We start from the raw sequence: 24299 nt of genomic DNA, 5'->3' as shown, positions 1-24299 counted from the left end.
TATGAGCGATATAACAAGCACCAACGTCGCTAATGCCCAGCCTCAAAATGATCAAGCTGGCACAGTGCGCCAAGGCGAGGAGCTCAATCTTGAGTCCCTCTCCCCTTGGATTGCCAAGCAAATTGTAGGGCTAAATGGCGTGCCAAAGGTGACTCAGTATGCAGGTGGTGCATCGAACTGGACATACTGCTTGGCCTATAGCAATCCAGCAGGCGTGGACACAGAAGTTATCTTGCGCCGTGGCCCTGCCGGCACCAAAGCTAAAGGTGCTCACGATATGGGCCGCGAACACAAACTGCAAGCCGCCTTAAAACCGGTGTACCAATATGTGCCAGAAATGCTCGCCCACTGTGCAGATGAATCCATCATAGGGGCTGAATTTTATGTAATGGAAAAGCTTAACGGCATCATTCCGCGCAAAAACATGCCTAAAAATTTACACTTATCCGCTAGCGACACGCGAAAGTTATGCGAAAATGCCTTAGACAGCCTAATTGAATTGCATCAGGTTGATTATAAGGCGGCAGAGCTAAGCTATATTGCGAAGGGCGAAGGTTATACCCAACGCCAAATTGATGGCTGGATTGGCCGTTACCAAAAAGCGCGCACGTGGAACGTGCCTAAAGCGAACTATATCTGTGATTGGCTAAAGGCAAACATCCCTAATGACGAGCATATATGCCTGACCCATAATGACTTTCGCTTCGACAACTTAGTACTCGACGCACAAGAGCCCACACGTATTATTGGTGTACTCGATTGGGAACTCGCCACCCTGGGTGACCCTCTGATGGATTTGGGCAACAGTTTAGCCTATTGGGTACAAGCAGATGATGACAAACTCGCCAAATCAACCCGCCGTCAACCTACTCACCTGCCCGGTATGTATTCTCGCCAAGAAGTCATCGAGTACTATTTAGATAAAACCGGTTTGAAGGCTGATAACTTCGCATTTTATGAGGTGTACGGATTGTTTAGATTGGCCGCCATCGCCCAGCAAATTTATTATCGTTACCATCACAAACAAACCTATAATCTAGCCTTTAAAAACATTTGGATTTTTGTACATTATTTGATGTGGCAATGCCGCAAAGCGATAAAGGGAAAACGTTAGATGGCCAGTATTTATTTGATCCGTCATGGGCAAGCCTCATTTGGCAAAGATGACTACGATTGTTTATCTGACGTTGGTCATCAACAAGCGACCCATTTGGGGGCGGATTTAGCCCGAAAAGGTATCTCTTTCGATAACGTCTTTCGTGGCGACATGTTGCGCCATCAACAAACGGCTGAAGCCTGTTTGCACGCCATGCACGCGCCGGCGCCAATTGTCGCGAATATGACAGTTAATTCAGACTGGAACGAATATGATCACCAAGATATCTTGGCGCAACTGGATCCAGACTTTGCTACGCCAAATGGTGTAAAGCGCTATCTGTCTCAACAGGAAAAGCCTAACCACGCATTGCAAAGCCTCGTTAATAACGCGTTTTCCAGATGGATAAGTAATGATTTTGCCGAGCAATATACTGAGTCATGGCCCGCTTATCAGAAACGTATTCAGCAAGCCTTGCAAAGTACAGTTGCACAAGCCCAAGATTCGAAACACATTGCCGTATTCAGCTCAGGCGGCCCCATTGCACTTTTGAGCCAAATGCTCCTCAAGGTGCCTGCAAATAATTTGATGGACTTGAACTGGACATTGGTCAATGCGGGGGTCACTAAAATCATTGTCAGCAAGCATGGGCTGGTATTATCAAGTTTAAATGATCATTCCGCGTTTGAGGGCCACAACCGCCATCTCATCACGTACAAATAACGATTAATAGCGATTACTAACAATTACTAACAATTACTAACGATAACCAATAACAGCTAACAAAAACTAAGAAGAGATAGATTCAACATGACAAGAAAGAATATCGTTATTACCGGTGCTAGTTCTGGCCTAGGAAAAGGCATGGCCATCGAATTTGCTAAAATGGGCCGAAACTTAGGTCTGTGTGCCCGCCGCGTAGAACGTCTAGACGAACTAAAAGCCGAATTACTGGCGATTAACCCTGATATCAATGTCTTCATTCGCCCTTTAGACGTGGACGATCATGCACAAGTGTTTGAAGTCATTAAAGGGTTTGCCGCAGATATGGGCTCCCTAGACAGAGTAATAGTTAACGCAGGCATGGGCAAAGGTGCCTCGGTAGGTACGGGGTATTTTCATGCTAATAAACAAACCGCGGTAACTAACTTTGTTTCCGCACTGGCACAGTGCGAAGTCAGCATGGAGATTTTCCGTGAACAAAATGCGGGTCACTTAGTTACCATTTCATCGGTCAGTGCCGTTCGCGGTGCGCGCCGAGCGATGACGGTGTACGCGGCGACTAAAGCCGCGCTTACCTCCATGACCGAAGGTATTCGCATCGATGTTATGAACACCCCCATTAAAGTCACGACAATTCATCCTGGGTTTATTCAAAGTGAGATAAACGAGAAAGTGAAAACGGTGCCGTTTATCGTCGATACTGAGACCGGCTGTAAAGCCATGGTCAAGGCCATTGAAAAAGAAGTCGATAGCAGCTTTGTGCCAACGTGGCCTTGGGCACTATTTCGCTACATTGCTCGTATTGCACCGCTCAGCGTATTGGCAAAAATGAGTTAGAACAAGTGCCACATCCAGTAAACGTTAGTTTTAGCCCGTACTATCGCTTTTTTCTACTATGCTAAAAGCGTGCTGTTGTGTAGTGATGGGGTGATACGCATGATGCCAAACACTAAAAGCCCTTGGATGTTACTCTGCCTTTTTTGGATTGGTTTCAGTCACGCTTCAGAGCAAGAAACCTTAATAGTCGGTTGCCAAGATATCGACTACTACCCACATTATAATTTCAACTTAGCGGATGACAAAGGCTACGCATGGGCTGTTTTAGAAGCCTTCTCTAAAAGCAGTGGCCATCAATTTGAGTATCGCGCTTATCCCATTAAACGTTTGCAGCGTGAACTTGCAGATGGAAATATAGCATTCGTTTATCCTGATAATGCCGGTTGGCAATCTTTGCATCAAAAGATTGACTCTCATAAACTATTAAGCGAGCCATTAATCGCCGCAAGCAGCGGTACTATCGTGCTAGAAAAGCGCGAGTTTAACCCAGTCGAAAAATTCAGCTCACTCGCCGCTCCCCATGGGTTTACACCTGAGCACTGGCTTGAAGTCATAGCTCAAAAGCGCTTAAATTTATTAGAAGTTGATACACCAATTGCGGCACTCAATTTAGTGCTCAAAGACCGAGTAGACGGCGCGGATATCGAATATCATGTTGCCCGCTATTTACTGACCCAGTCTGGGCAACAGAACAAGGCAAAACTTGCCCCATGGCCCAGTAACCTTTCATTTGTCTACCATCGAGCGGCGAGACGTTATTGAGCAGTTAAATGCCTTTATTGCGTCAAACCAAGCGCTGATGACACGGCTTCGTATTGAATATCAGCTATAGGGAGCCTTGAATAACAAAGACCCAGCCATTTACGCTCAAGCGTTGCCACTGACCTCTAATTCTCGTCGATGCATAAATAGCATTGATACGTAAAGTCTAATTAAAATAGCGAAATACATAAATAATGACTGAATCCTACTTAACACAATACATAGCTCCCCTTGTTTTGGCGTTTATCATGTTTGGCATGGGGCTAAGCTTAACGAGAAATGACTTTCAGCAGTTATGGCGCGCTCCGTTGCCGATAGTGGTTGGCTTGTTCGGCCAAATGATGCTGTTACCCGCACTGGCTTATGCACTGGCAATCACGTTTGATTTGGCCCCTAATTTAGCCATTGGCATTATGATCCTAGCTGCCTGTCCAGGCGGCACGAGTTCAAATATAATTAGTCAGCTGGCCAGAGCAAACCTAGCGTTGTCGGTTAGCCTGACGGCCATTAGCTCACTCATATGCGTGCTCACTACCCCGCTTATTATCCAATTCGCTGTTATGCAATTTGGCCAGCAAGAAGAACAATCTTTCTCTCTTCTTACTACCACTCTAGGGCTAATATTGATTACCTTATTACCCGTGTTCATCGGTATTATTATTCGTCATTATTTTGCTCAAAAAGCCCTTCGTTGCGAGCCGTTCTTTCGTCACTTGGCCAGTGCCTTTTTGCTCCTCATGATTGTTGCCATTGTTATTCAAGAAAGAGATACCCTGACCTCTTCTTTCGCAGCGGTATTTTCAAGTGCACTGACCTTAAACCTGCTGGCAATCATGACGGGCATCGGTTTAGGTTTATTGTTCAAATTTACACCTAAAGATAGCATCACGCTGGGTATTGAAGTGGGCGTGCAAAATTCGGCCATGGCAATCCTTATCGCGATTACTTTTTTGCAACGAGCTGATTATGCTGTTGCCCCTGGGGTATATGGCGTGACTATGTATATCGGAGCATTTTTACTGGTTCTGTTGGCTAAGAAATACCGCTAACGGTGCGTTAGGCGTTGCGCTTATTTACGATCTGGTAGAAATTTTTCTATTCTTTTGCATTTCGCTCATGCTAAATTTGTATACAAATTTATTAAAGTATACAAGATGAAAGGTTTATTTCGCGATCTGAGTTTTTCCGCCATTAGCGCTGGCTTTATTGCCGTGTTAGTGGGATTTGCCAGTGCTGTGGCCATAGTGTTTCAGGCCGCCCAAGCCGCTGGCGCCTCTCACAACATGATAGTGAGTTGGGTGTGGGCGTTAGGTGTAGGCATGGGCGTTGGCTGCTTGGGGTTATCATGGTATTACCGTCGGCCGATCATAATAGTGTGGTCGACACCTGGCGCTGCATTACTGGCGACGAGCCTTGCAGGAGTGAGTATCGAAAATGCCATTGGGATCTTTCTTTTTGTCGCACTTTTAACCTTAATAACGGGGGTCTCAGGATGGTTCGACAATCTGACGAAACGCATTCCTATGCCGTTAGCCAGCGCTATGTTAGCGGGTATTCTATTGCAGTTTGGCCTCGCTATTTTTAGCTCTTTTACTCTCGAGCCTATGCTCGTTGGCCTTATGATACTCAGTTACTTTATGGCTAAAAGAGTGGCCCCTCGTTTTAGTATTTTGCTGGTTTTAGTCACTGGCGTGTTGTATGCCCAATACTCTAATATGTTTGATATAAGTGCGATAGATGTATCCGCAGCCAGTCCTATTTGGGTATCGCCAACATTCGATTTATCACTCTTGATCGGCGTGGGCTTGCCCTTGTTTATTGTCACTATGACCTCGCAAAATTTGCCCGGCATGGCCGTTTTAAAAGCCAGTGGCTACACCGAGCAACCAATATCCCCTATTATCACCACCAGCGGGGCCCTTAATTTAGTACTAGCCCCCTTTGGTGGTTTCAGCTTTAACCTAGCGGCAATTACCGCCGCTATTTGTACCAGTGAGGAAACCCATGCCGATCCTGCCAAGCGCTACATTGCAGGTATATCGGCAGGGGTCTTTAATATAATTGCAGGATTAGGCGCCACCGTGGTGGTCAGTTTATTTGCGGCATTTCCAGTTGCGCTAATATCAACCTTAGCTGGCCTTGCTTTGCTGGGAACAATAGGCGCAAGCCTCGTTAACTCAGTATACGATCCTAAGTATCGCGACGCGGCCGTATTGACCTTTTTGGTGACCGCTTCGGGCGTATCATTTTTCGATATCGCATCTGCATTTTGGGGACTAGTGGTGGGTATGCTGACATTGCTCTTTAGCGTAAAAACTAAATCTGACACACACGCAAAGCAGCAAAAATAATGAGTACTTATGCATAACGTAAAGACACAAAATCTATATCAGCAATTGAAGCAGGATATTGTTTGCGGCAAGTTGCCTGAAAAAACCGCGCTTAAGCAGGTCAAGCTTGCTGAGCAATATGGGGTGAGTCGTATTCCCATACGTGATGCACTGCAACGCTTGAAAAATGAAGGTTGGTTAGTGGCACATGGCAAGTCCAGTGTGATGTTGCGACCGCTTAACGCCCACGACGCAGAGGACTTGTATCTAATGCGTTTGCAGCTCGAACCGATGTTATTCGCCCACGCTCTCATGAATATTAACTTCGAAACGCTGGGTAAAGCGCGGGATATATTGCAGCAACTACAAATGACCTCCCCCGACGATATATTGTTAAACGGAGAGTTAAACTGGCAGTTTCATCGTTGTTTGTATTTACCTGCTAGTCGCCCTGTGCTGTTTGATACGGTGGCACAAATGCACTTGCTATGTGCCAGATACATTGGCTTTCAAGAAACCACGCTGGATCATTTTTCCCATAGTCAACAAGAACACGAGTCGTTACTAAATGCGATTAATGAAAAAGAGTACGAAATGGCCGATACAATTCTTAAGAAGCATATTCGTAGTGCCGGTGAAAAATTAGTCCAGTACTTATCTACGAGGCCGTGACGTAATTGTTACTATTTCAATAAAATTACGGTAGATTATTAGCCTAAAAGCAGCACACGTGCATGGCAGCTTTCGGTTAATCTACGCTGTGCACTCTATATCTTCAATACTAGCTAACATACTTAGGATGAGAGTGAGCAATACATCTGCAGAATTACATGCGCTAAATAGTCAGGATGCCGCCAAGTTACTGTATAGCAATACGGGGGCGGCCTGCGCCATCACTTTTGCAGCCAGTAGCGTACTTGCATTTGGTTTTCTGAGCACAGAAGTGAGCGAAATCAAGCAAGTTTGGTGGGGATGCATGTTAGTGGTGTTAACGCTGCGCTTAATTGACGGTATTTACTGGCAACGCAAAATCAAACCACGAAATGATTTTGATGGCGAAACAGCGCAACGGCGTTTTAGCATTGGCTGTATTGCCACCGCAATCGTATGGGCCTGCTTACCAATCTTAACGTTCGATCAGGTTAATTTGCTTGAGTTTGCGACCATGATCATTGTGTTGTCTTCCATGGCGGCCGGTGGGCAATCCGTATTAGCTGCTAATGCACGTATTTCTATTTCCTATGCACTGATACTGTTAGTGCCTATTTCTATTCTTGGGGTTATCTCAGACCAAGACTATCGCGTCATTCTTGGCGCATTAGGATTAACGTTCAGCATCGGCTTAGTTTTTTCCTACACTAAAGCTGTAAAATTTACCCTTGATTCCATCAATATTAAAAACATGAATATGGCGATGAGTGAGCAACTTCGCCAAGAAAAATACCAACTGGACAAAGTGAACCGTGAGCTCAGCGAAGCCTACGATAAACTTAACGCTGTAAATAGTACCCTAGAGGAGCAAGTCAGTAAGCGCACCGAGAAAATCGCCCAGTTGTCTTATCTCGACCCACTTACGCAATTGATGAACCGCAAATCCTTTACCCAAACTTTGAGTAAATTAACCGCTAGGGCATCGCAGAGTAATAGTGAGTTGGCTTTGTTGTTTATTGACCTTGATGGGTTCAAAAAAATTAACGACACCATGGGTCACCAAATGGGTGACAGTGTATTGCAGGAAGTCACAAAACGGATAGGCGCATTTGCCGATCAAAATAAGCTCGGACGTTGGAACGGCGACGAGTTTTTAGTCGCACTACCTTATAGTGATGCGCAAACCGCACAAGCCATCGCCAGCGCGATCATTACCAGTATTTCTCAGGTGATTACGGTTAATAATAACAGCGTGCATTTAGGAGCAACTGTGGGCATTGCCATGTGCCCCGAGCACAGCACTGAGGCGGCTGAACTTATCCAATTCGCAGATTTAGTGATGTGTGAGCAAAAGGCCAGTACAAATCGCACGCCCGCATTGTTTAGCAATGAACTTCAGCAAAAAGTGCTCGACACACAGGTTATTCTAGAAGGCCTGCAACAGGCCACAGAGCGACGCCAACTGTATTTGTGCTACCAACCTATCATGTCAGCAAAAGACAGCACCTTTTGTTCATTTGAAGCTCTGTTAAGGTGGGATTTTGCTGGTCGATTTATTGGGCCGGATGAATTTATCCCATTAGCTGAGAAGTCAGGATTGATTAAAGAGATCGGGGCTTGGGTACTCAACAGAGCATGCATGGATGCCAGTCAATGGCAGCATGCACACAACGCTGCGGTATCAGTCAATGTATCGGTTATTCAACTCATGGATGACAGTTTTATCCGAGCTTTAGATAACGCACTGCGTAGCAGCGGACTCAGCCCAGAACGATTACATTTAGAGATCACAGAATCTGTATTTGTGGATAACAAAGTGAAGATAAAGCAGCAGCTTGAAGCCATTCAAAAACGCAAAGTACTGGTGTCAATTGATGATTTTGGGACCGGCTATTCTTCATTATCACAACTACAATCCTTGGCTGTGAACCAAGTGAAAATTGATAAATCATTTGTTGATAACATAGAGAACAACGGCGAAGCCATTATTCGCGCGACCTTATTTATCGCCAGTGAGCTGAACTGTAAAACAGTCGCTGAGGGTGTCGAAACACTAGAACAGGCCCAAGCACTGAAAGCCATGGGAGTAGATTATTTACAAGGCTACTATTTTGCTAGACCTATGCCTAATGAACAGCTTATCGAATGGCAAAACCCAGTCACGGATGTAACCGTCACCGAGTAACGACAAAATAGCCTTTCAATAGCTTACTTTGATGGCGATATCCGCTAACATACCTTGAAAATAATAACGAACGCCAAATTATTTTGGTGCACTTCAGGATCCCGCTTTTCATGGCCCAGCTTTACTTTTACTACTCTGCAATGAATGCAGGTAAATCCACATCTTTATTACAATCTGCGTATAACTACAAAGAGCGAGGCATGCGCGCCGAAATATTTACTGCCGCTTTGGACGACCGCTTTGGTATTGGTAAAGTCGCATCGCGGATTGGCCTAGAAGCCAGTGCACACCTTTTCAATGGCTCCAGCAACTTACATCAGCAAATATCAGAGTTAAATAGCGATAAAAAGCTAGATTGCGTATTTATCGATGAAGCCCAATTTTTAAATAAACAACAGGTGCAACAACTCGTATCTGTGGTGGATGACTTAGACATTCCCGTTCTCGCTTATGGGCTTAGAACTGACTTTGTTGGTGAAACATTTGAAGGCAGTCGCTATTTAATGGCTTGGGCTGACAAGCTTATTGAGCTTAAAACTATTTGCCATTGCGGGCGAAAAGCCACCTTTGTAGTGCGCTTGGATGAGCATGGAAATGCGGCAAAAGAAGGTGCGCAAGTTGAAGTCGGCGGCAACGATAGATACGAGTCTATGTGTCGTAAACACTTCAAAGAGCTGGTATGGGATCAAGTTTAGCTTTTAGTCATCAAAGTAAATTCAAGTAACAAAAAAGGCTCATATTTGAGCCTTTTTAGATTTTAGGTTTGAATCTTAGATATCGAACATAACCCTTATGGGCGCAGTGCTTTGTCACCCCGTGCCAAACCACAGATCCCGGTGCGAGATGCTTCGATGATCTCAGTGCTCTGTGCCAGTACATTGGCAAAGGCATCTAGTTTGTCGCTCGTGCCAGTGACTTGAATAGTATAGTTGTTCAAGTCCACATCGATGATTTGTGCGCGGAAGATATCCACATTTCGGTTCACCTCAGAACGCACTAGCTCACTGCGCGTAGCGACTTTAATCAACATAAGCTCACGCTCAACATGGCTGCCGTTAGTCAAGTCGGTCACTTTAAGCACGTCAATCAGCTTATTAACTTGCTTAGTGATTTGCTCGATAACCTTATCGTCTGCTTGGGTGGTAATAGTCAAACGAGACAAACTTTTGTCGTCTGTCGCTGCCACACACAAAGAATCAACGTTATAGCCACGCTGGGAAAAAACACCCACGATACGGGATAAAGCACCTGGGGCGTTTTCCATTAAAACTGAAATAATACGTTTCATTATGTGCGCTCCGTTTTGCTTAATCTCATGTCGTCCATTGCGCCAAATTTAATCTGCATGGGGTATACGTGTTCGTTTTGATCGATTGCGATGTCCATAAACACCAAGCGTTCCTTCTCTGCGAAACAACGCTCCATGGCGGCATCTAAATCGTCTGGATGCTCAACACGAATACCAATGTGACCATAGGCTTCGGCAAGCTTCACGAAGTCAGGCATAGAATCCATATAAGAGCTTGAATAACGGCTCTTGTAGTTCATATCTTGCCATTGACGAACCATACCTAAGGCGCGGTTATTCAAAGAAATGATTTTAATCGGTAGCTTGTATTGCAAACACGTAGACAACTCTTGGATATTCATCTGAATACTGCCATCACCAGTGATAACCACCGATGTTGCATCAGGATGGGCCTTTTGTACGCCCATTGCAGCAGGCAAACCAAAGCCCATAGTGCCCAAACCACCAGAGTTTATCCAGCGACGAGGTTTGGCAAATGGGTAATACAGAGCGGCAAACATTTGATGCTGACCTACATCTGAACTTAAATAGGCATCACCATTTGTATGTTTATACACCGACTGAATCACTTCTTGCGGTTTAATCAGGTTGTCATCTTTTTTGTAGCTCAAGCAGGTACGGCCGCGCCACTGCTCAATTTGCTCCCACCAATCAGCCAACTTAGCCTTTTGCTTAGTGGTATCGATGTCGCCCATTTGGCTTAGAAGCTGCTTTGCCACTTGGTCCACACTGCCTACAACCGGCACGTGCACAGCAACCGTTTTAGAAATAGAAGCAGGGTCGATATCTACGTGAATAATGGTTGCGTGGGGGCAGAATTTTTCAACGTTATTCGTTACGCGATCATCAAAACGCGCACCTAGTGCCAATATACAATCCGCATTGTGCATCGCTTTGTTTGACTCTAACGTGCCATGCATACCCAACATACCTAGGCTCTGCTCGTGCACGCCAGAAAATGCACCCAGCCCCATCAAAGTAGATGTAACAGGCAAGTTTAGTTTTTCTGCAATTTCAGTCACCAGCTCACTTGCTTCTGCAGCAATTGCGCCACCGCCCACATATAAAATAGGACGCTTCGCTTCAAGCAACACTTTCGATGCTTTTTTGATTTGTTTGCTGTGCCCCTTAAGTGTCGGATTATAAGAGCGCATAGTGACATCTTCAGGGAACTGATACGGATGCTCTTCAAGTACGTTAACTATGTCTTTTGGTAAATCGACCACCACAGGACCAGGACGGCCAGTGTTGGCAATATAATAAGCTTTAGCGATAGCTTCAGGAATATCAACAGCGCGCTTAACGAGGAAACTGTGTTTAACCACAGGGCGCGAACAACCGACCATATCGGTTTCTTGGAAAGCGTCTTCGCCAATATGCATTGAAGGCACTTGACCAGACAAGATAACCATTGGAATTGAATCCATATAAGCAGTGGCAATACCGGTTAGGGTATTTGTGGCACCAGGACCAGACGTAACCAGCACGGTTCCTGTAATACCAGTAGAACGGGCATAACCATCAGCCATGTGCGCAGCACCTTGCTCGTGGCGAACCAAAATGTGTTCTACATCTTCTTGCGCGTACAATGCATCATATATATCTAATACGGCTCCACCGGGATACCCGAATACGTGCTTAACCCCAAGATCTTTTAGGGTTCGCACAACCATTGCGGCGCCTGACATCATTTCCATCGGCTACTCTCCTAAAAAGTTGTTAAAAAAAAGGTTTCGGCACAATATCGCTACCAAACGAACGAAAACTATACTTGAGGGAAGAGTAAGATTAAACAGGAAATGTGATAAAAGTGAGATATATATCCCAATATAGCAATATATTAGGATATATCTTTCGATTCATAAGATTACAACCACGTTAATAGGATGATATTACGAATTTACAACTAAAATAAGGTTAATCATCCAGCTCAATTTCTAAGTCACTATCTTCAGTCAAGTCATCATCATTGCTCTGAGATGACGGTCTACTACCGTAAATATTGCCAAGTTTAGGTCGATGTATACGTTTGTCATACTTAGACCATGCTTTTTCAGCAACATTACTCGGGTCTTTCTCACCTCTAGCCACAGCTAACAGTGAGTTATCTTCATCACATTCCGGTTCAATTCGGCCATCGAGTAAGGCAGCAATTAAACAACCATATTGGCTCAGTGCTTTGCTTTCAGAAATTGAAAAGTCACCTGAACGTGAAAAACCATAAGGATAGTTTTTAGGGTCGCTAAAAACACGTTGAAACAATGATTCTCTAGAAAGTTGTGCCATGATGGCATCCCCGATTTAAATTAAATGAAAGACGTTATAATTTGGCTACTGCCAACCTGCTTTATAATTTAAATCCGAAATCTGTCAATATTTTTCACGGCATTTTATATACGATTTTTTTCCGATAAATAGTGATTTTTGCACTATCGTTTCTATGGAATTTTTATGACAGTTCGTCTGCTCATTTCAAGAGGGAAGAATTTTTAACGTTTAGGCACCCAAGCCCATATCATTTCGCATTCAACAGGCTCAATCCCTGTTGCATCTGTTACTTTGACTTGTACGTTAATTTCACCTTTCTCTCGCTCTTCTAATAGGGCGATCTGCTCATCTGTCAGAGTCGCTATCGCTTTCATGTCGCCTGTCGCACGTTTGACATAATTGAGGTTCATGCACTTAATCAGCGGTAGCTTATCGCCAGGTAAATTGATGCCCACAATAAAACCAGTGGCCGACTCTGCAAGCAACGCCATGGCCGCGGCATGCACACTGCCAATGTGGTTCTGCACCTTTTTACGGTTTTTCATACGATATTCCACCTGACGCCCATTTGTAGCGACAACATCGATACTAGTGGTACCCGCCAATTTAACCTTATGGCGAAACACCTTCGTCATTAAAAAGGCACTAATAGGCGCGGGGTATTGATTAACTTTATCTACGAATTTTCTAAGGGGGTTAGAAACAGGCATGCTGTGACCTTTCATCTGGTTTGACCAGATGCCAGTGTGCCAACAAGAACGCTCAGTTACAAACAATTAATAATTGCATTCGCCAAATGAGCACTGCGGCTATGAAAGTGCTACAGCGGTGTGAGAGTGCTACAGCGGTGTGAGAGTACTACAGCGGTGAGAGTGCTGTAGCTACAAAATGCTGTGCTTTAACAGTGCCTATGAAGGTATTCTCGTGCAGTGCCATGCTAACCAGCGTGATGAGAAACCTGTGTAATAACAGAACGTTGTCGCGTGTGCAGTTATTCACTCCCTAAGCGCAGCCTAGGGAGTGGTTATATGGCAGTCACGTACTCTGGGTAGTTAGCCGCAGGGGTTTTGGCGCTTTTCAAAAGCCTCGAGCTGCTCTGGTGTGGCTGGCGTCTGATATTTTGCCTTCCAGTCGGCAAATGGCATACCGTAAATTGCTTCACGTGCTTGGTCGTAGTCCATGTCAACGCCCTGCTCTTTAGCGCCCGCCATGTACCATTTAGACAGACAATTACGGCAAAAATCAGCCAGAATCATCAAATCGATGTTTTGCACGTCTTTGTTTTCATCCAAATGTTTAACAAGCTGACGAAATGCCGCCGCTTGGGCTTCAGTTTGTTGTTCTGGGGTCATGATTTTCCCTTTGTTCGTTACCTAAATTCAGACTACATTCTGGGGTCAGTTGCGGTAACTTCAATGCGCTGAGCATTTTCTTGGTGAAATTCGAGTAATGCATTTAACCCTTTTAAATTATGCAAACTTCTAAACTCGACCCAGTCGATAAGGCTAAACAAGCATATAGCGGGGTAATTCCAGTTAGCAAATTCGCCGTCTTGCACTTGGCCGTCCAATTCAGCCAACACATTGTTTACTCGTTCTTTTTGCAATTTAAAAAACAATTTATCGGTATCGGCGACCACATCTGATTGTGACAATTGAAACATTTGCACCAGACTATCGTTAACGGCGTCGATTAAGGTTAGCTGGTTTTCTTGTGGCCAGCTTAAGGCTGGGAAGCCATGGCGTTCGCTCAAGTAACGAAATATCACCCGAGAGTCGTAAATAAACAGACTTTTATCGTCTTGCACGTGCTCCAGTGCGGGCACTTTCATGGCCGGGTTTTTAGTGATTAATATTTCACGGCCCGCTTTTTCGTATATCTGCATGTTGATAAACTCATGCTCTATATTGGCTAACCAAATTCGCAAGCGGCGCACATAAGGAGAAGTCGTAGAGCCATACAATTTGTACATATGCGATCCTTTAAATTACACGTAGAGGCGAAGAAAAATAATAGCGAAAGCTGTTGCATGATGCACGTTTTAGGTTGATACGTAGTGAAAAAGTTCACTGAGCACCCAAGAGAAGATGTCGATTTCTTGGGGGCACATTGAGGAGATTATTACTTATCTGCTAGCAATGGCGCGTCCGCCAATTGCGCCATAGTAGCGCTTTTACGCTGATCTCTGCCCGCCTTTAACGCCAACAAACTGGGGGTCAGAACCAAGGTCAGTAAAGTAGCAAATGCTAAGCCACCGGCAACCGCTGTGGCTAATTGCGACCACCACTGAGTAGACGGACCGCCAATATCGACATTGCGACCAATAAAATCAATGTTAATTTCAGCCACCATAGGCAACAGGCCGAGTATAGTCGTCACCGTTGTCATCAAGACTGGGCGCAAGCGTTGGGCGCCCGTACGTAAAATGGCATCGGTGGCGCTGTAACCTTCTTTGCGCAATATGTTATAGGTATCGATCAACACGATATTATTGTTCACCACTATGCCCGCCAGTGCGATGACACCTATGCCTGACATGACCACGCCGAATGGCTTTTGAAAAATAGCTAGGCCTAAAAAGACCCCAACAGTAGAAAACAGCACTGCGCTTAAAATTAAAAAGGCCTGATAGAAGCTATTAAATTGAGTGACCAGAATAATCGCCATAACAAACAGGGCGACCAAAAATGCATTCATCAAGAAGCCTTGGGATTCGGCTTGCTCTTCATTTTGTCCTTTAACCGACAAGCTTACCCTTGGGTCTAGGTTCAGCTCAGGTAACTGCGCCTGCAGTTTAGGCAGCTCAATACTCAGCAACTCTCCAGGGGACATATTCGCTTCAACGGTAATCACTCGCTCGCTATCAACGTGACGAATTAAGTCAGTTTTGGGCTGCGCTTTGCGCTCGACAAAATTGCCGATGGGCACCATACCTGTTGCGGTTTTCATACGCAGTTCGTCAAGCTTTCCGATAAAACGCGAATCAATTGGATAGCGCACACGAATATCGAGCTCATCGTCCACATCATCAGGGCGATATTCACCAATTTTCAAACCATTGGTAACGAATTGTACTGTGCTGCCCACTAATGTGGCATCTGCACCAAAGCGCGCAGCGTCACTGCGATTCACCTTTAGTTGCCACTCAATACCAGGCTGAGATGCGGTATCACTGATAGAGGTAAATTTATCGTTTTCATCTAATGCGTGGCGCACTTTTAATGCGGCTTCGTTCAAAAGCTCAGGAAAGCGAGACGATAACTGGATCTGCAAATCTTTACCCGATTGAGGACCGTTCTGGTCTGGGGTAATTTCAATGTCCAAACCCGGCATATCTGCTAGGCGCTCTTGGGTTTCCTTAAGAACATCGTCTGAATGAGGTCGCAAGTGCCAATCGACCAAATTCAAACGTAAGTACCCAATCTGATCTTGCCCACCAGTGCGAGCATATAAGGTCTCGATGGCGTCCATATCAATGAGTTTTTCTTCTACCTCTTGCACTATGCTGTCTTTCTCGTAAATGGACATCTCACCGGAAGAGCGCACAGTTACATTAATGCCACTGCTGTCGACCTTAGGGAAGAACTCCAGCCCAAGACCCGATGAAAAATACGCGAAGAAGGATAATCCAGCCACCACGAAGGCAATCATTAGTACCTTCCACGGATTGCTTATCGCTTTTGCTAATAAACGCACATAGCGGCCGGTAAACCCCCTTAATTTGGTTAAATCGCCATTCTCTGCGAGCAACATTTGTTCTTTAGCTTGGGCTGAGATGGTTTGCGGTTTACCAAACACGGCCCCGAGCGTGGGGACGAACACCAAGGCCATAAGCAAAGAAGCGGATAGCACGGCAATCAAGGTAAACGGCAAGTACTTCATAAACTCACCCATCATGCCCGGCCAAAACATCAGCGGTGCAAAGGCGGCCAATGTGGTTGCGGTGGATGCGATAATCGGCCAAGCCATGCGTTGTGCTGCCTTTAGATAAGCTTGCTGCTTGGATGCTCCTTCACCCATACACCTGTCAGCATATTCGGTGACCACTATAGCGCCATCTACCAGCATACCTACCGCCATAATCAGAGAGAACAAGACCACCGTATTTAGGGTATAGCCGAACATAGCGATGATAAGAATGCCGGTGAGGAACGAACCCGGTATCGACACCCCCACTAAGATGGCGGTTCGCAAGCCTAAGATAGCCACAATCACCACGGCGACGAGTATAACGGCGCTCGACACGTTATTTTGCAGATCCCCAAGCATCATGTTTACATCAACGCTTTGATCCCCCGTGTAGCTCACATACACACTGCTAGGCCACATGGAAGTTTGTTGAGCGCCTTCTATCAGCTCTTTCACATGAGCCACGGTTTCAAGCAGGTTTTCTCCAGGTCGTTTTTTAACTTCTAAGGAAACAGAATTGTCGCCATTTAGACGCGCAAAACTTGATGGGTCTTTGTAAGAGCGGCGAACCTGTGCAACATCTTGAAAGGTAATAACGCGCTCACCTTGCACTTTTACAGGTTGCTCCATGACATCTTTAACGGACTCGAATACCGATGGCACTTTTACTGCAAAGCTGCCCTTTCCGTTATCCATTGTACCTGCGGGAACTAAGCGATTATTGCGCGATAGCAGGTTGAGAATATCGTTTTGATCCAGCCCGTAAGATTCCATCAACAAGGGATCAACGACAATTTCAACGATGTCTTCTCGATCACCGCCAATATCCACCTCTAGTACTTCACTGAGGCTTTCTAAGCGATTTTGTAGCTCTCTGGCCACGGTGACCAAAGCACGTTCGGCCACAGGACCAGACAACACCACGGTTATCGCCGCTTGTTGACCCGCCATCGTCACTTCATGAATGGTCGGTTCTTCTGTTTCTGAGGGCAACTTGGCGCGCGCTACGGTGACCTTGTCACGCACATCGGCTAGGGCGTCTTTTGAATCTAGGCCTGCGATAAACTCAAGGGTGATATTGGCGAAACCTTCACCTGCGGTGGCTTTCATTTCTTTGACGCCATCAATAGAGCGCAGCTCTCGCTCCATGGGCTTGACCAACATGCGCTCAGCATCTTCTGGGGATATACCGTCGTGCACAATTGATACATAAATAAACGGAATGGGAACGTCGGGATTTGCCTCTTTGGGAATGGTGGCATATGTCACTGCGCCTGCCACTATCAACAAAACAAACATCATCAATACAGTACGGCTATGGGTAAGCGCCGCGGCAATAAGATTATTCATTACTGAGCCTGCAGATCGGCGTTTAATTGTGTGTTATTTGACGTGCCAACTGCGGCTTGCTGATGGCCCATATCGCCCTCAACATAAGTAACCTTGACTTTGTCACCGTCTCGGACAAAACCATGACCTAAGGTGATAACATCGGTGATCTCGCCCATGCCGCCTAGCCACACCCCTTGGCTATCGCTTTTAACAATATCAATGGGGATAAACTTTACATGTTCATCTACCACGGTTTTTACACCTAAATTACCCGCTTCGTCTAACGCCATTACCGAAGGGGTAATACGCACCGCCAAAGTGGTTTTCAGGGGAACAGATAACTCGGTGCTCATACCTGCTAGGTATTTAGTCTCAGGGTTATCAATGGCAACCTCGACATTGAACGTATTGGTACCCATGTCTGACACGCTTGAAATATAACGGATAGTGCCGGTAACGGTGTCATTTGAAATCATACGCCCTGAGGCTTTCTGGCCCAACGTCAGAGCTTGCACATCACTTTCTGTGACATCTGCTGTGATAATCAGTGGGTCTAAATCCACCAGCATGGCTACTTCATCGCCATCCTTGAGTAAATCACCAAGCTCTACGTGACGTTCGTTGACTATGCCGTCAAAGGGAGCTCGCAACGTAGATTTGGATAACGCCAATTCCAGCGTACTGACCTCAGACACCGCTGTTTCTAAGTTTGCTTGCGCTTGCGCTAAGTTTACTTTGGATTGATAGCCTTTTTGGCCAAGTGACTCTGCACCTTCTAACTCGATTTTGCGTTGCGCTAACGTCGACTTTGCTGATTTAAGGCGGTTAAGCAGATCGCTGGTTTCAATATCAATTAGAGGTTCACCTTCTTTCACGCTTTGCCCTTCAGTCACATAGATTTTCACTACTAGACCATTGACTTCACTGCGCAGCGTTACCCTACGATTCGGTTCAGTGCGACCGTATAAGTTAATTTCTCGGGTGATAGGTTTGGCGTGCACTCGCTCAGCACGAACACTAACAAGTCCGGCGTCTCTGTGTTTTGCTTCTTTGCGTGCTTGGGCATTGTCGGTTTGCTCTGCGAATAACATACCGGATGCGACCCAGAGCGTAAGTAATATTAGAATAACAAGCGCTATCCAATAAGGCTGTAAACGAAGGGTGTGCATCAACTTTGACATGAAATTTCCTATAAGACGAGCGCTTGAGTTGTGTGTTTTATTAAGCTTACTGCTAAGGCGTGATTAAAGAAGCAGTTTAAATGTTACTAAGGTGTAAATTATCACCAATAACTATTATTCGGTAACAAGTTATGTATTTTTAATGATTTTAATCACATTTATCTATCAATAACGAATTTTTCTCATCACAGGGCGAAATTATTATGTCCCACGAAATGCCATTACCCTAGTACTGATAAACAGCCTGAAAAACAGCATGATGCCAACCCTTTAGTCAGAAGCGGTGTGACGTACTTTCAATTAGCTTTTAAAAACGGGTTGTCAGAATGGCTTTTTGTAAAAAACCTGTGGTTGCGCTCTCGTTACTGCACGTCAATATTTTACCCTGTAGCGAACACTTATTTATTTACATTATTCTACTATAAAGCGACGTACGACCTCTTTTATCGCTGGGTAGCGACTCTTTTCACACATAGCGTAACCCCGCACTTGGCGTATCTTTAAACGGGTAAATAACGGCATCGTCATACCGGTTAAAAATCGGCAATAGGTATCTTCACTTAGGCGATACTCCACTTTTCCTTCTATGTGCTTTGCCAACGCCTGCATGGCTTCAGCCACGGCAAGTTCATCTATCTCAGGTACTTCACTGGTGACGTGCAGGTGAGCCACTTCCCCACGACATACACTGCAATGACCACATTTTTCTGGGGTATTGAGATCGTCAAAGTAACGTGACAAGTTATGGCTAAGGCATTTATCTAACTGAAAAAAGCGCACCAGCATCGCAATACGTTGCAACTCTTTCTGTTCTTTATCAGTAAAATAGGCGTGCAATGTTTGCGCTAATTCAGGCTGGTTTAGCTTATCCGTATCCACCTGAAACACTTCAGTGATTTGCTTAGTTTGCAATTCAATGAGTTGGTTTTGTGCTAAATACTCCAACGCCGCTACGACTCGAGCGCGCTCGGCCCCGGTTTGTTCAAATAAGCTATCAAAATTCAAACTACCCCATATCTTTTTAAAGTCGGTATTGGCGAACACACTGGTTAAAAAAGCTTGGCGGTTTTCGTCAAAGCGCGCCAGTACATCTGCTTTGTCCTGCAGAAATTTAAAACGCACGTCGGCAAAATATGCATACTGCGGGCGCACAATCCCCATTAGTTCAAGCTGCACCAGTAGGGTTTTTAATGGGAGTTGGCGAATATTACTAAGGGTAGAAAGGCCGTTTATTTGCAGCTCCCACTGGCTAGCATGGGCAAATTCAGTAGCCCCATTATTTTCGTGTTGAGTCGCGTGTTGCCCTATGGGTTTAGCAATGTGATTTTGTGTCCCTTGACGAATATCGTCCAGTAAAATTTGGATCCCCTGCAATTCAGGCGTATCGCCATAGACAAAATTTTCCACTGTGTGTAGACCATCCAAATTTCCCAGTGTAATACAGTGAGAAAGTTGGCCGTCGCGCCCTGCTCGGCCGATTTCCTGGCTGTAATTCTCAATAGACTTGGGTAAATCGTAATGCACGACAAAGCGAATATCTGACTTGTCGATCCCCATGCCAAATGCAATGGTGGCCACAACGACTTGAATACGCCCCTCCATAAAGTCTTGCTGTACCTGCTGGCGAACCTCATCACCTAACCCAGCGTGATAGGCTTTCGCGGACACCCCGTCGGCCGCTAAACGCTGCGCCACTTGTTCGGCGCTATGCTGCAAGGTGACATACACAATCCCGCAGCCTTGATGCGCTTGGATAATCTGTATAAGTGTCTGATTTTTTTCTCGCTCAGGAGTGGCGCTAACGTGCAGGTCTAGGTTTTTGCGGTAGAAGCCGGTTTGCACTACGTGCTGCGGCTCAATGGCAAACCGTTTGGCCATGTCTAATTTAACTTTTTTGGTAGCCGTTGCTGTTAGCAGTAATACCAAAGGGATATTTAACTGGGCTCGATAATCCGGCAGTTTCAGATAATCTGGTCGAAAGTTATGCCCCCACTCAGAAATGCAGTGAGCCTCATCGACAACCAGCATGGATACAGCAACACTGTCGATAAACTGACGAAAGCGCTCATTCTTAAAACGCTCAACTGAGACCATCAATATTTTTATCTCGCCGCTTCGCACGCGCTCCATAGTGCTGCGCTGCTCATCAGGACTCAAGGTTGAATCAATGCTGCCTGCCGCAATGCCTTTGGATTGTAAAAATGCTAACTGGTCTTTCATCAACGCTAATAGTGGTGATACCACTAGGGTCAAATGGGGCAAGTGCAGTGCACAAAATTGATAGCACAAAGATTTACCCGACCCTGTGGGGAAAATAGCTAAGGAAGATTGGCCGTTAAGGAGCTGACTAACAACCTGCTGCTGGCCGCCACGAAATTGATCAAAACCAAAAGTGTTAGCCAGGCTGGCATTTTGTGCCCCCTGATCATTAGCGATATCGACAGTGGTGTTTTGCATGGGGCGGTCCTTTTAGCCTTCGAGAACTTCCATGCATGGGGTAACTAATGCTCTGGCTTAGACGTTAGAGCGAGCTTACACCGAGAGTTGAAAAAGAAAACGAGCGACAATGTGGTTATGACAGTAGTCGCTCAGTATAGGCAAAGCTATGATAGATTTCAGCCTACATTTGCTGAAAAGCAAAGCCCTGTTGTATTAGCCGATCCAGTCTTGAGTGTCTCCTAACGATCTTTGCTGCTGTTGCATCACGCGCGTCGCCACATCTGCGTATAAGCTGTCAACTTGCTCTGGCGACATAAAGCATTCGCTGAACCCTGGGTAGGCTGGGTCAATGTGTAAGCGAGTACTGTTTATTAAGTGTCCGATCAATGCTTTCACATTATCCGTGCCCATAGCCACGCGCATTGTCGTAAGATAAATCCCGCCTTTGTGTTGAGTATCTGTATCTAACTCAGAATGTGAGGTTAACGCTGGACACAGTATAATGGTGTTGCTTTGGCCTATGCTGACCTGATGACTAAATGCCGGTTCAAGCGCATCAAAAAAGCGCACAAACGTATCTCGGTCTATTTCAGCCCTTTGCATATCCATGGTAAATAATGGGCAAGACCAGCCATTGCGCATTTGATTTGCTCTTAGCTGACTATTAGCGTGACCTTCTATCGCGTGACAGTTAACGTTTATATCGGGGTGAGATGCCATAAAGTGACTAAACACGGATGTGTTAATCACCTTTTGTAGCATTCGCATTTCGAGGGTCTTCATGCCGGTTAACACATCAAATGCTTTCTCAGAATCAAGAAACGCGCCTTTGATATAATACACATCCCAAAACATGGTTTTAGACCAATCGTAACCGTTAACACTGTCCCCTTTGGCTTGAAACATACGATAACTTTGCCCTATTACCACACCTGCGGTTGTAGCACCGCTGCCGCAAATATCCTTGGTGTAGCTGTGCACCACATAATCTGGGCGTTCTTGCTCGTCTTCACGCTGCAGCGGTTGGTGCAATACCGGAGTTGCCAGGGTTGAATCAAGCATCACCAAATGCCCTTCGCCGTGACTGATTTTGCTGATAGCGGCAACGTCGAGCACATATCCATGGGGGTTACAGGGCGATTCAAGATACACATGCAATGATTGGTTAACTAAGCGCTGTGCATGCTTGTTTTTCACGTGAGCTAAAAACGCGGAAAATTCTGCGCTTGAGTACCCATCAAACCACTCCAACTGAATATTGAGACGATTTTCACGAGCAAAAAAGTCATGTAATAACTGGTACACACCGCCATACACATTGCGCGACACAATCAATACATCACCATGACTCAACACGTTAGACAACAATGCATCGATCGCGGCCATCCCCGAGTTAAAATTCCACGCTAAGTAGTCTTGTGCATAGGGACCCGCTTCTAAATCAACGATGGCGTTAGCCAGGGAAATATTAGTCGGGTTTAACAAGCGTGAATAAATTTGATGAGTTGACTCCTTCCCTTGAAAGGCATCGTCTACCCATTCTGTGCAGGCATACACATAGGTGGCGGTGCGCACAACCACCGGCGTAGCTGAAAACAACGCAGTCACATTATCGAACAACGGATAGTGGTGTTTGGATAATCCAGCACCACCTTGATTTGTCATGCTTTGATAGGTCGCTCTAAACGGGTTTTGCAAGGTATCCAGCACTTTGGCTATCTGAAATGAAAGGAATTTTTTGGCATTAAAATAAGCGACTTTGTCTTTATGCTCCAATCCTGCCAGTGTGTCGCTAGTGACCTGCCATAATTGATTAACATCGGCTTGGGCGTGATATAAATGGCTCGCCGCCTGAAATAATGCTTGGCCATAGTCAGTTCCAACATCAATACCAAAATGCGCTAACTGCTCTTGTGTTAGCTCATCTATGCTCGTGGCCTGAGTGGTATTACGTTTCGGAGAAAGAAGTTTCGCATGCTCGATACTATGGGTGCGTTGCATAACATTGCCTTAGCCAGTTTATATTTCAAAAAAAAATCATACTCCAAACTTAAGTCGAAAATAAAACGCTTGAACCAAATATAATTTCAATAGATAGGCCTAAACGGCACGAAAACGTTACTAAATTGTTAAATAAGCCATATTTCGCTCACGCTCAGTACTGAAACGATTGAAAATTAACGCACTTTTAGTGGTAAAAAACAGGAACGCCATTAGTATAGGTCTATAGCGTTACGTTGAATAAATCGCTTTGAAGGAAGTCTAGAACGCAATGAAATACCAAAAGCGCTCCTTTGAAGAGCAGATTATTATGTCAATTAGTGCCGCTGCAGCGCTGTGTATTCTCCCCTTTCTCGTTATTCGTATTATCAACCAAGATTGGTACATTGCATTATTAGATTTTATCGCTGTTGCCTCAACGACTGGACTGTTAGCTTACGTGTATTTTACTCGGCGCACACTATTTGCTAGATGGGTGTTGTCTATTATCTGCCTTGCGATCGCCTCGGGTACTATTTGGCTCAAAGGTGCGGAGCAAATCGTCTGGGTGTACCCCGCCATTATTTGCTTATTCTTTATTCTGCCCCCCCAGCTAGCAGCGGTTTTGTGTGCGGTAAACGTTGGCTTCATTGGCTATTTGTTACACGCAGATATGACCTTGCTAGACAATGTGCGCTATTACTTTTCTACCTTAGTGACCTTTTTCTTCAGCTATGCCTTTTCAGATCGTATGCGTTTTCAGCAAGCCCAATTACAGATATTGTCCTATAAGGACCCCCTTACAGGAGCAGGCAACCGCAGAGCAATGGAAGAGAAGCTAATTGACATCGTTAAAGAACAACGCCAGCAGCCCCAAAAGATTAAAGCCTGCTTGCTATTAATCGACTTAGACGAGTTTAAAAAAATAAATGATCAATTGGGCCATGCATGCGGTGATGGGGTGCTGGCACAGACATCAGCGCTGATAGAACACATGCTCACCAGTGAACAGCACTTGTACCGCTTTGGGGGCGAAGAGTTCGTCGTACTCACTGACGGTAGCTTAGAGCAAGCCATTACCCTTGGGGAAAGTATCCGTCAAGCCGTCAATGACTTTCCGTTCGAACAAGGCCTGCACATTACTGTATCTACCGGTATTGCTGAGTATCAGTTTGATGAGACAGAGTTTGAATGGCTTGGCAGAGCAGATACTGCTATGTACCAAGCTAAATCTGCAGGGCGGGATTTGTGTTGTTTGGCTGCCTCCTAATATGAATTACGCCCCAAAACGACTTGT

At 45.3% G+C, this 24299-nt stretch carries 20 protein-coding genes; 10 read left to right on the top strand and 10 right to left on the bottom strand.

What is annotated here, in order from left to right:
- Position 1: 1 nt before the first annotated feature.
- From AC0L6N_RS01245 to AC0L6N_RS01205, 9 genes are all read left to right on the top strand, one after another.
- Positions 2-1114, top strand: a complete 1113-nt coding sequence (locus AC0L6N_RS01245; RefSeq protein WP_473478105.1) for a phosphotransferase family protein — start codon at positions 2-4, stop codon at positions 1112-1114.
- Complete coding sequence (locus AC0L6N_RS01240) at positions 1115-1819, top strand: histidine phosphatase family protein (protein ID WP_473478103.1); 705 nt, start codon at positions 1115-1117, stop codon at positions 1817-1819. It begins immediately after the preceding gene.
- An 87-nt stretch (positions 1820-1906) separates the two neighbouring features.
- Positions 1907-2656, top strand: coding sequence for an SDR family oxidoreductase (locus AC0L6N_RS01235; protein WP_473478101.1), 750 nt, complete (start codon positions 1907-1909; stop codon positions 2654-2656).
- Positions 2657-2755: 99 nt separating this feature from the next.
- A complete protein-coding gene (locus AC0L6N_RS01230) occupies positions 2756-3418 on the top strand; it encodes a hypothetical protein (protein ID WP_473478100.1) in 663 nt (220 codons plus the stop codon).
- Positions 3419-3612: 194 nt separating this feature from the next.
- Complete coding sequence (locus AC0L6N_RS01225) at positions 3613-4467, top strand: bile acid:sodium symporter family protein (RefSeq protein ID WP_473478099.1); 855 nt, start codon at positions 3613-3615, stop codon at positions 4465-4467.
- 105 nt (positions 4468-4572) lie between these two features.
- On the top strand, positions 4573-5769 hold the full coding sequence (locus AC0L6N_RS01220) for a benzoate/H(+) symporter BenE family transporter (RefSeq protein WP_473478097.1): 1197 nt from the start codon (positions 4573-4575) through the stop codon (positions 5767-5769).
- Positions 5770-5778: 9 nt separating this feature from the next.
- On the top strand, positions 5779-6420 hold the full coding sequence (locus tag AC0L6N_RS01215; RefSeq protein ID WP_473478095.1) for a GntR family transcriptional regulator: 642 nt from the start codon (positions 5779-5781) through the stop codon (positions 6418-6420).
- 133 nt (positions 6421-6553) lie between these two features.
- Positions 6554-8584 (top strand): putative bifunctional diguanylate cyclase/phosphodiesterase, encoded by a 2031-nt coding sequence (locus AC0L6N_RS01210; RefSeq protein WP_473478092.1) that lies wholly within the window; start codon positions 6554-6556, stop codon positions 8582-8584.
- Between the two features lie 110 nt (positions 8585-8694).
- Positions 8695-9279 carry a thymidine kinase gene (locus tag AC0L6N_RS01205; protein ID WP_473478090.1) on the top strand — a complete coding sequence of 195 codons (585 nt, stop codon included), beginning with the start codon at positions 8695-8697 and terminating at the stop codon, positions 9277-9279.
- Positions 9280-9374: 95 nt separating this feature from the next.
- Here the strand turns inward: AC0L6N_RS01205 and ilvN are convergent, their stop codons facing one another.
- From ilvN to AC0L6N_RS01155, 10 genes are all read right to left on the bottom strand, one after another.
- Positions 9375-9872 carry an acetolactate synthase small subunit gene (gene ilvN / locus AC0L6N_RS01200; RefSeq protein ID WP_006994009.1) on the bottom strand — a complete coding sequence of 166 codons (498 nt, stop codon included), beginning with the start codon at positions 9870-9872 and terminating at the stop codon, positions 9375-9377.
- Complete coding sequence (locus AC0L6N_RS01195) at positions 9872-11590, bottom strand: acetolactate synthase 3 large subunit (RefSeq protein WP_011573517.1); 1719 nt, start codon at positions 11588-11590, stop codon at positions 9872-9874. The genes ilvN and AC0L6N_RS01195 overlap by 1 nt, the downstream gene beginning before the upstream one ends.
- A gap of 220 nt (positions 11591-11810) precedes the next feature.
- Complete coding sequence (locus AC0L6N_RS01190) at positions 11811-12179, bottom strand: MaoP family protein (protein ID WP_473478089.1); 369 nt, start codon at positions 12177-12179, stop codon at positions 11811-11813.
- 203 nt (positions 12180-12382) lie between these two features.
- Positions 12383-12871 carry a DUF4442 domain-containing protein gene (locus AC0L6N_RS01185; protein ID WP_473478087.1) on the bottom strand — a complete coding sequence of 163 codons (489 nt, stop codon included), beginning with the start codon at positions 12869-12871 and terminating at the stop codon, positions 12383-12385.
- Positions 12872-13213: 342 nt separating this feature from the next.
- Entirely contained in the window at positions 13214-13513 is a 300-nt protein-coding gene (locus AC0L6N_RS01180; RefSeq protein WP_006994014.1) for a DUF1244 domain-containing protein, read from the bottom strand.
- Between the two features lie 32 nt (positions 13514-13545).
- Positions 13546-14133, bottom strand: coding sequence for a glutathione S-transferase family protein (locus AC0L6N_RS01175; RefSeq protein ID WP_011573515.1), 588 nt, complete (start codon positions 14131-14133; stop codon positions 13546-13548).
- 149 nt (positions 14134-14282) lie between these two features.
- Entirely contained in the window at positions 14283-17420 is a 3138-nt protein-coding gene (locus AC0L6N_RS01170; RefSeq protein ID WP_473478085.1) for an efflux RND transporter permease subunit, read from the bottom strand.
- A complete protein-coding gene (locus AC0L6N_RS01165) occupies positions 17420-18583 on the bottom strand; it encodes an efflux RND transporter periplasmic adaptor subunit (protein ID WP_473478083.1) in 1164 nt (387 codons plus the stop codon). Before AC0L6N_RS01165 ends, AC0L6N_RS01170 begins: the two co-directional genes overlap by 1 nt.
- A gap of 411 nt (positions 18584-18994) precedes the next feature.
- Complete coding sequence (locus AC0L6N_RS01160; protein WP_473478081.1) at positions 18995-21040, bottom strand: RecQ family ATP-dependent DNA helicase; 2046 nt, start codon at positions 21038-21040, stop codon at positions 18995-18997.
- Between the two features lie 195 nt (positions 21041-21235).
- Positions 21236-23023, bottom strand: a complete 1788-nt coding sequence (locus AC0L6N_RS01155; protein WP_473478079.1) for a trans-sulfuration enzyme family protein — start codon at positions 23021-23023, stop codon at positions 21236-21238.
- A gap of 271 nt (positions 23024-23294) precedes the next feature.
- Here AC0L6N_RS01155 and AC0L6N_RS01150 point away from each other — a divergent pair, with 271 nt between their 5' ends.
- The gene (locus AC0L6N_RS01150) at positions 23295-24272 is read left to right on the top strand and encodes a GGDEF domain-containing protein (RefSeq protein WP_011573510.1); all 978 of its coding nucleotides are present in this window, start codon (positions 23295-23297) and stop codon (positions 24270-24272) included.
- Positions 24273-24299 lie beyond the last annotated feature (27 nt).

The organism is Paraglaciecola sp. G1-13, assembly GCF_055809255.1.
The sequence above is the reverse complement of the archived record's forward strand: the minus strand, read 5'-3'. Positions and strand labels throughout refer to the sequence as shown.